The sequence below is a fragment of the Streptomyces sp. SPB074 genome (genome assembly GCF_000154905.1).
In the GTDB taxonomy this organism is placed as follows: domain Bacteria; phylum Actinomycetota; class Actinomycetes; order Streptomycetales; family Streptomycetaceae; genus Streptomyces.
This window is the reverse complement of the sequence record NZ_GG770539.1, coordinates 10,125-18,296: the sequence shown is the minus strand read 5'-3', so window position 1 is coordinate 18,296 and position 8,172 is coordinate 10,125. Positions and strand designations below refer to the sequence as shown.

The 8,172-nt window shown below is 70.6% G+C and carries 4 protein-coding genes and 3 pseudogenes; 2 read left to right on the top strand and 5 right to left on the bottom strand.

Going from position 1 to position 8,172, the window contains the following annotated elements:
* Positions 1 to 433: 433 nt before the first annotated feature.
* Positions 434 to 790 (bottom strand): annotated as a pseudogene (locus SSBG_RS00085) (hypothetical protein); the annotation flags it as partial.
* A 337-nt stretch (positions 791 to 1,127) separates the two neighbouring features.
* Between SSBG_RS00085 and SSBG_RS00080 the strand changes: the two are divergent.
* A complete protein-coding gene (locus SSBG_RS00080) occupies positions 1,128 to 2,063 on the top strand; it encodes a transposase family protein (protein WP_008744206.1) in 936 nt (311 codons plus the stop codon).
* Positions 2,064 to 2,118: 55 nt separating this feature from the next.
* On the opposite strand, the gene SSBG_RS00075 is transcribed toward SSBG_RS00080, so the two are convergent.
* The gene (locus SSBG_RS00075; RefSeq protein WP_008744205.1) at positions 2,119 to 2,466 is read right to left on the bottom strand and encodes a hypothetical protein; all 348 of its coding nucleotides are present in this window, start codon (positions 2,464 to 2,466) and stop codon (positions 2,119 to 2,121) included.
* Positions 2,467 to 2,642: 176 nt separating this feature from the next.
* Positions 2,643 to 3,413: pseudogene (locus SSBG_RS35915) on the bottom strand (BRO family protein); the annotation flags it as partial.
* Between the two features lie 17 nt (positions 3,414 to 3,430).
* On the opposite strand from SSBG_RS35915, the pseudogene SSBG_RS00065 reads away from it, so the two are divergent.
* A pseudogene (locus SSBG_RS00065) lies at positions 3,431 to 3,961 on the top strand (ABC transporter ATP-binding protein); the annotation flags it as partial.
* Between the two features lie 90 nt (positions 3,962 to 4,051).
* On the opposite strand, the gene SSBG_RS00060 reads toward SSBG_RS00065, so the two are convergent.
* Positions 4,052 to 6,235: a discoidin domain-containing protein gene (locus SSBG_RS00060; protein ID WP_008744201.1), complete on the bottom strand. Its 2,184-nt coding sequence runs from the start codon at positions 6,233 to 6,235 to the stop codon at positions 4,052 to 4,054.
* A 478-nt stretch (positions 6,236 to 6,713) separates the two neighbouring features.
* The coding region (locus SSBG_RS00055; protein ID WP_078491182.1) for a discoidin domain-containing protein at positions 6,714 to 8,172 on the bottom strand (1,459 nt) is incomplete at its 5' end.

Genomic DNA, 8,172 nt, shown 5'->3' with positions numbered 1-8,172 from the left:
CCTCCGGGCCCGGCTCCGCGTACGGCCGGGCCCGGAGGCCCGGCTCCGCGTACGGCCGCCGGGGCCGTACCACGGAGGGCGCGCCGCCGGTCAGCGGACCGTCCTGCCGGCGCTGTCGCGCGGCACGGTCCGTGGAGGCGGGCGGGGGCATGGCGGCTCCGATGCGGCGTACACACGGGCCGGTGGCGCCGACCCCGCGGATTGGACGGACGTGCACGCCTCCCGGGGCCCGGAGGCGCCGGGGCGCGACCGGCCGCCGGAGCGGCGACGTGACGACTGTGGCACAGCCCCGCCCGTCGCGTAAGCCGTTTGGCAACACCCGCACCGATGGTGCCCCCGGCATATGTCACAGTCTCCGGGCATCCCCGCCCCCACTCCCCGCCACCCGGCGCCCTCAGCTCTCCTCGCCCCCACTCCCCGCCACCCGGCGCCCTCAGCTCTCCTCGCCCCCGCTCCCCGCCACCCGGCGCCCTCGGCTCTCCCCGCGCCCCGCCCCGCTCTCCCCGGCCCCCTCGGCATCGCGCACCGTCCCGCCCCCCGCCTCCCGCACGGCCTCCACCGTGTCGGCCTCCTCCGGCGTCTTGTCCGGCCGGTACCGCACCACCCGCGCGAACCGCAGCGTGAGCCCCGCCGGGTACCGCGAGGACCGCTGCACCCCGTCGAAGGCGATCTCCACGACCAGCCCGGGCCGCACCCGTACCGTCCGGCCGTCGTCGGAGACCGCCGACTCCAGCAGCCGCTCCGTCTGCTCGGCGAGCATCGCGTCGGTCAGCCCTTTGAACGTCTTCCCGGTCCCTTAGACACTGTTCTCTGGGATGCCCTCCGAGCGGCCTCACGCAGGTCCCGACCCTGCGGGGGAGGTGCGGCGGCCCAGCGCGTCAGGAATCAGGTTCATCCGTGTGGGTGACAGCGGGCGGGCCGCGGAAGCGAGAGGAGACGCGGAGGACCGCCGGGTGGCGAAGGCTGGGGAGCGGGTGCCGGCCATGAGCTCGTTCGGAGAGGTGGTTGGCGACCCCGTTGTGGTCGGTGGCGCCACGGGGCCCGGGAATACGGTGAGGCACGCGCCTAACGAGCTCGTGCACGGTAGGCGGTGACGCGTCGAGTTCTCGATCGTCGATCATGGTCGTGTGGTGGGGAACGCGTCTCGTGCAGCGATCATCAGCGACCGGAGGATCACCGGCCTGTCGGCTGACGTGATCGCTGAACTCGTGGCTGAGGTAGGTCCGTTGTGGCACGAGCGACACCACGCCAAGCTCGCGTCCAGGCCGCGGAAGCGGGCTGTGGGCGCGGGTGCGAAGCACCGGCTGGTGTTCGTCGACCGCCTCCTGGCCACGCTCGTGCATCTGCGCCATGCCGTCACTCATGACGTGCTGGCCTGCTGGTTCGGTGTGGACCGCTCCACCATCACCCGCGCCGTCGGCGAGGTGCGGCCACTACTCGCCGAGCGAGGCTGCACCGTCAGCCCCGGAGTGCGGCTGCGGACTCTGGCCGAGGTCGTCAGCCACCTCGGCGCCGACGGCAAGACCGGGATCATCGACGGCACCGAGATCCGGGTCCGCCGGCCGGCCGCCGGGCGCAAGGACCGGGACAAGTTCATCTCCGGCAAGAACAAGCAGAACGCCGTCAAGACCATGGTCGTCACGGACGGCAACGGCCGCGTGCTGTTCTGCAGCCCGACCAAGCCGGGAAGCTGCGCGGACATCACCCACGCTCGCCAGTTAGGGCTGGTCAAGCTCCTGGCCGACGGCCCCGTCGTGGAGATTCTCGCCGATGCCGGCTACCAGGGCCTGGGTGCCCAGAGCGGCGGACGTGTGGTGACACCGCCGCATCGCAAGTTCAAGAAGAACGCTCCGGACTGGTACGAGGAAATGCATGAGCGGCAGCGCAAGGCGCATTCCTCGCGGCGTATCCGGGTCGAACACGGCATCGCGCACTTGAAGAACTGGCGGGCGCTGGCCCGCCATCTCGGCCGCCGCGAGCACATGAGCGACATCGTCCAAGCCGTCGCCGGTCTGCTGTCCCATCAGCAGACCGCGGATCTGACTTCGGCACGACAGAGGTGAGGACGGCGCCCCACCGTCATCCTCGACGTCTCACCGCCTACCGTGCACGAGCTCGTTAGGCAGCAGCGCGACTCGCGTGAACACTGCGATGGTGAATCAACAACTCATCACGGCCCTGCCTTTGCTGGCGCTTCGTACCGTGGCGGACCCACGCGAGCGCGCCGAGCTGGCGGAGCACGGCGACGTGCCGCTTTACGGTGGAGCGGTCAAGGTCGAGGCGGGCGGCGGTGCCGTCGAGGTCGTAGAGGACCAGGCCCTCGACGAAGTCCATCCGGGCGGCGAGGTCTTCGGCGACGCGCAGGGTTGTGGTGTTCGCGCGGGGGTGGAGGCCGGCGGCGACGAGCCAGCGTACGGCGCGCTTCCACGCGCGGGGCTGGGCGTGCCGGGAGGCGGTCTCGGTCACCTCGTGGAGGTGAAGCGGGACCGGGGCCCATGCCGTTTCGGGGCATGGCGGAATGGCGCGGCGGCGGGCCGCGCCTGACGTGGGGCGCAAGAGGAAGTTCCTGACGAGAGGGGGAGATGGTGGGGTGCGCGGGCCCGGCCGGGAGACGGCACGGCGGGCCCGCTACGGGGTGAGCGTCAGGTCAGCTCGGCGGGCCCGGACGGCACGCGGGGGGTGAGGCCGTCGCGGTGCAGCGCGGCGACGAGCTGGTGCTCGGCGTCGCCGGGGATCACGCGGGCCTGGTAGCGGCGCACGCCGTTCGGGTCGAGGCGGGACGCGAGGTAGAAGAACCGCTTGCCCTTGGCCGTGGGGTGGCCGTGCTCGTGCCCGTCGCGCCACTCCTGCCGGGTCTCGCTCCAGCGTGTGCCGCGCTGGTCGATCAGGTAGCGGCGCTGGTAGAGGTGCTCGAAGAAGTCCCGCGTGCGGACCGTCGGGAAGTACGCCTTGTGGAGCTGGGTGAGCGTTGGGCCCGGGTTCTCCTCGTACCGGTCCGCGATCTCCGCGCGCGGGGCCAGCTCGGCGACGCGGGCCTCGGCCGCCTCGCGGGCCTCGACCTCATCTGCCCAGCCGCGCAGCGCTTGCGCGAACGTCGGCATCGCGGGGGACGCTGTCTTCATGGCGGTGATCTCGGCCTCGCGGGTCTTCACCGCGAAGTACGTCTGCGCGGCGGCGATCTCGTCCTTGCGGGGGTCGCCGTTCATGGCCACGAGGTAGGCGGCGTAGCGGGAGAGGTGCCAGTCGATGACCGCGCGAGTGGCTCCGCTACCGAGCGAGACCTTCTTCGCGGCGCCGCGAAAATGGTCCTTGGGCTCGTGGCCGCTGTTCTCGCACGCGGCGATGGCGCGCTCGACGGCGGTCTCGAAGCGCTCCCAGCGCTCGTAGCCGAGGAGCTGCTGAAGGTCACGGGCGGACCAGAAGTCGGTACCTCGACACCCCCGGCTCCGGCCGCGTCGTCGTCGACGACACCGACCTCTCCGCCCTCGACGAGAACGGCCTGCTCGCCCTGCGCCGCGAACGCGTCGGCTTCGTCTTCCAGACCTTCGGCCTCGTCCCCATCCTCTCCGCCGCCGAGAACATCGAGGTCCCCCTGCGCCTGCGCAAGGTCGCCCGCGCGGAGCGCGAGGAACGCGTCTCGATGCTCCTCTCCCTCGTGGGACTCGGCGACCACGCCGCCCAGCGCCCCGGCGGGCTCTCCGGCGGCCAGCGCCAGCGCGTCTCCATCGCCCGCGCCCTCGCGAACCGCCCCGCCCTCCTCATCGCCGACGAACCCACCGGCCAGCTCGACGCCGACACCGGGCTCGCCGTCATGGAAGTCCTGCGCGCCGTCGTCCGCAGCGAGCACGTCACCGCTCTCGTCGCCACCCACGACACCCAGCTCCTCGCCCTCGCCGACCGCGTCCTCCACCTCGCCGACGGCGTCACGAGCTGGCAGGAGGACACCGTCCCCGCCGCCTGACCCGGCCGCACGCGAAACGGCCGGCCCCCGAAGGGACCGGCCGCCTCACTCGCTCTCACTCACCGCGCCCCGGCACCGGGGCCGGCCTCTTTACGGGAACGACGTGATCGTCGAGGGAACCGTCGAGGTCCCGCTCGTCGCGCCACCCGTGCTGTTGATGACGTGGTTGTACTGGCCCATCCCGCCGAGCGAGACCACGAGCAGGTCGTGGAACTTCACACCCGGCCGCACCGGCGCCTGGAAACCGTGCTCCTGCTTGATCCCCGGGTCGGAGGTGTAGTTGCAGTAACTGCCCAGCCCCCAGCCCTCGTGCGTCTGCACCGAGTCCGCGACCTTGTACGCCGCGTACCCCTGGATGGAGCCGTTCTGGATCGCGGCCTGGTTCGGCGCGTCGTACGCCTTCTCGTTCTGGAAGAAGATCGTGCGCCCGCGCTCACCGTTCCACTGCACGTCGTACTTGTTGAAGTGCTCCACGAACAGACCCGTCGCGAGCACGTCGTTGCCGTTGACGGTCAGCCCGTAGTCGGCGCGGTTGGTCTCCCAGCCCACGCCGGCCCCGTGGTCGGCCCGCCAGATCCACGTGTGGTCGATGATCGTGTCGTCGCTGTTGACCACGAACGCCGTCGTGACCTTGCCCGGACCCGCGCCACCGACCCGCGCGAAGACGTCCTGGACCGAGGTCGGGTTCGCGGCGTGGTCCACGTGCGAGCCCGCCGTGCCGACCTCCAGGAGAGTGGGCGAGTTGACCGCGCCCGCGTCCAGCAGGAAGCCCGCGAGCTTCACACCGTCCACGTCGGCGACCTTCATCGCCGTGACCCCGTTGTCCGGGATCAGCGTCGCGTAGCCGAGCCCGAGGACCACGGTGTTCGCCCGCTTGACGTTCACCGTCTTGTTCAGGTGGTAGACGCCCGGCGTGAACAGCAGGTGCAGTCCCTGGTCCAGCGCCTGGTTCAGCGTGTCCGCCGACACGCCCGGCTTCGCCACGTAGAACTGGTTCAGCGGCACCGACTGCCCCTGCGGCGTACTCGCCCAGGACACCCCGCGCGCGTTCTCCCGCTTCGCGGGCACGAACACCTTGTACTCGTTGCCGTCCAGGTACAGGAACGGCTTCTCGCGCGAGACCGGGGTGTTGTTCAGCGTCGTGTACGGCGGGTTCGGGAACGACTGGCCCGGAGCGCCCTCGACCCCCGAGAACACCATGTTCCAGACGCCGTTGGTCCAGCCGCCGACCGAGCTGTCCCGCGTGTACCACTGCTGCTGCGAGTACGGGCCGACGGTGCCGTCGATCTTGCTGTCGGCGATGTAGCCGCCGCTCGCCCAGCCGTAACCGTTCGGCGCCAGGTTCAGCCCGCCCTTGATGTGCATCCGGCGGAACGGCGCGGCCTGCGCGACGGCCCAGCGGTCGTCGCCGCTGACCGGCTTGATCGCCAGGTTCTCCGCCGAACGCCAGAAGTTCTGCGTCGCGTTGCCCTGGAACCAGCCCGCGTCGACCGTCACGTCACCGTTGAAGTTGGTGTCGTCCGGCTTGAGGCCAAGACCCGAGATCGAGGTGTAGAACCCGAGCTGCACGTTCAGGTTGTTGTACGTGCCCGGCTTGAACAGCAGCTGGTAGCGGCCGCTGCCGAACTGCGCCGACTCCTGCTGCTGGAAGATCTGGTCCACCTGGCCCTGGACGTTCGGGGTCGAGGGGTCGAAGACCTTCACGTTCGGGCCGAGGTCCCCGCCGCCGGTGATCGGGCCGCCGGGGGTCGAGCCGCCGTCCTCGCCGAAGACCTGGAACTCCCACAGCGAGTAGCCCCACTGGGTGGCCCGCTGCGTGCCGTAGACCCGCACGTAGCGGGCGTTGCCGCTGACGTTCAGCGTCTCGTCGCCGCCGTTGCTCGTCGTCGTGGAGTACTTCGACGTCCAGTTCTGGTTGTCGGTGGAGAACTCCACGCGGTACGCCTTCGCGTACGCCGTCTCCCAGCGCAGCACGACCTGGCTCACCGCGCGGGTCGCCCCGAGGTCCACGGTGATCCACTGCGGATCGGAGGCCGCGCTCGACCAGCGCGTCCCGTTGTCGCCGTCCACGGCGTTGGACGCCGGGGTCCCGACGTTCTCCACGCTGGAGGAGGTGACGTTCTTGTTCTGCGAGAGGAGTACGGGCGCCGCGTGCGCCGCCGTCTGCACGAAGGCAAGCAGCGTGGCGGCGAGGGCCAGTACGACGACCCCCACAAGGGTTCTTCGAAGTGGTCGGGCGCCGAGAACGGCTCCCGGACTCAGGGACACAGCCATGTCGGTCTCCTGGGCATGAGTCACCGCGGGCACACGGGTGCCGGCGCGGTGGTGCACAACAGTGCGGGTGGGAAGAGAACGCGAACTTCTGCGTTCTGCCGAGATCGTTCTCCCACCCCACGGATAGCGTCAAGAGTTGTGCACAAGGTCTCTTCACTTGGGCGTTACATCCCCTGCACTGATCGGCGGGAAAACCCTGGATAACACTTTCCCCGCGCGCACTTGAGGAAAATTTTCAGCCACGCGCCTCTTCGAGAGATGGCGAAATCGATTCGCCGACCCACGACTTGTGGCCAAGACTTGAAGGGAGGCGGGCGCAAGGCAAGGCGGGTGCGACGAGCCCCACCGGCCCGTCGCACCCGCCCCCGCACCGGACGGCAGCGGGGAGTCCCGCCCGGTACCGCGCCACCGCCCCCGGCGGCGCGCTCGACTCACCGGTGCGGGACCGGACGGCCCCGCACCGGTGAAGGACGCCCTGTCAGCCCCCGTACACCCCGAACTCGTGCAGCGAGTAGCCGTACCCCGTCCCGCGCTGCGTGCCGTTCACCCGCACGTAGCGGGCCGTCGCGCTCACGTCGAAGTCGTCGATCCCGCCGTCGCCCGCGCTCTGCTCGTGCACGGTCCGCCAGTCGCTCCCGTTGTCCGAGACCTGGATCGTGTACGCCTTCGCGTACGCCGACTCCCAGTCCAGCTGCACGTGCCGGAACGCCGTCGGCGCGCCCAGGTCCACCTGGAGCCACTGCGGGTCGCTCCAGTCGCTCGCCCAGCGGCTGGACGCGTCACCGTCGACCGCCTTCCCGGGGTCGCAGGGGCACCCGCCCGTCGGGTCCGACTGGAAGGAGGACGCCGTGGCCGTCTTGCCGCGCGCCAGGTTCGTCCCCGTCACCGGAGGGGCCACGACCTTGAGCGACGTCGTGCCGACGCCCACGTTCCCCTTGCCGTCCTTCACCTTGACGTACAGCTTCCACACGCCCGTCCGGTCCGGCGCGGTCACCTTGAGCTTCCCGCCGCCGAGGTCCTGCGCGGGGATCGTGGTGAGGGCCGAGGAGTCGTCGATGTACTTCGACCCCACCTGCACCTCGTAAGCCAGCGCGTCACCGTCCGGGTCGCTCGCCGGCACCGAGACCGTCAGCGGCTTGCCCGCCGCCACCGCCGAGGTCCCGCCCTCCACCTGGAGCGCGTCCACCTTCGGCGGCTTGTTGTCGTTGGCCGTCGACTTCCCGTACGCCTCCTTCACCGCGTAGTACGAGGGGCGCTTGTCCCCGGCGGGCAGCAGGTTGAACCAGATCCCGCCGAAGTCGTACTCCGTCCCGTAGTGGAACATCGTCGCCCCGAGCGCGACACCCCTGTGGCCCGTGACGCACTGCCAGGCTCGCGTGTACCCGGCAGCCTTGGCCGCGTCGTCCGGCTCCTCGGCCACGCCGTTCGCGTCGTCCGGCACCTCCCACTCACCGGCGGGCCCGGTCTCGGTGATGATGTACGGCTTGTCGTAACCGCCCTGTTCCCAGGCGCTCCTGACGCCGCAGACGTCCTGGTAGGAGTTGACCGCGTACAGGTCCAGCGCGGGCGTGTTCTTCTTGAAGTACGGCCAGGCGCCCGTCCAGGCGTCCGTCGACGTCACCGGGTGGTCCGGGTCCACGGCCTTGATCTTCACGGCCAGCTCGTTGACGAACGACGTGTACGCGTCCCGCTGCTTCTCCAGCTCGTCGCCGCTGTAGCAGTTCTGGAGCCCGAGGACCGACTCGTTGCCGACGTCCCACATGAGGACCCCGGGGTGGTCCTTGTAGGTGTCCACCCACTTCGGGAACTCGGCGAGCATGTCGTTCTTGTACGTGGTGTCGGTGAGGTAGTTGACACAGCCGCCCGAGCCGGGGCCACCGCCCGGCTGGAGCCAGAAGCCGGCCACGACCCGGATGCCGTTTCGCCGCCGCCGCGTC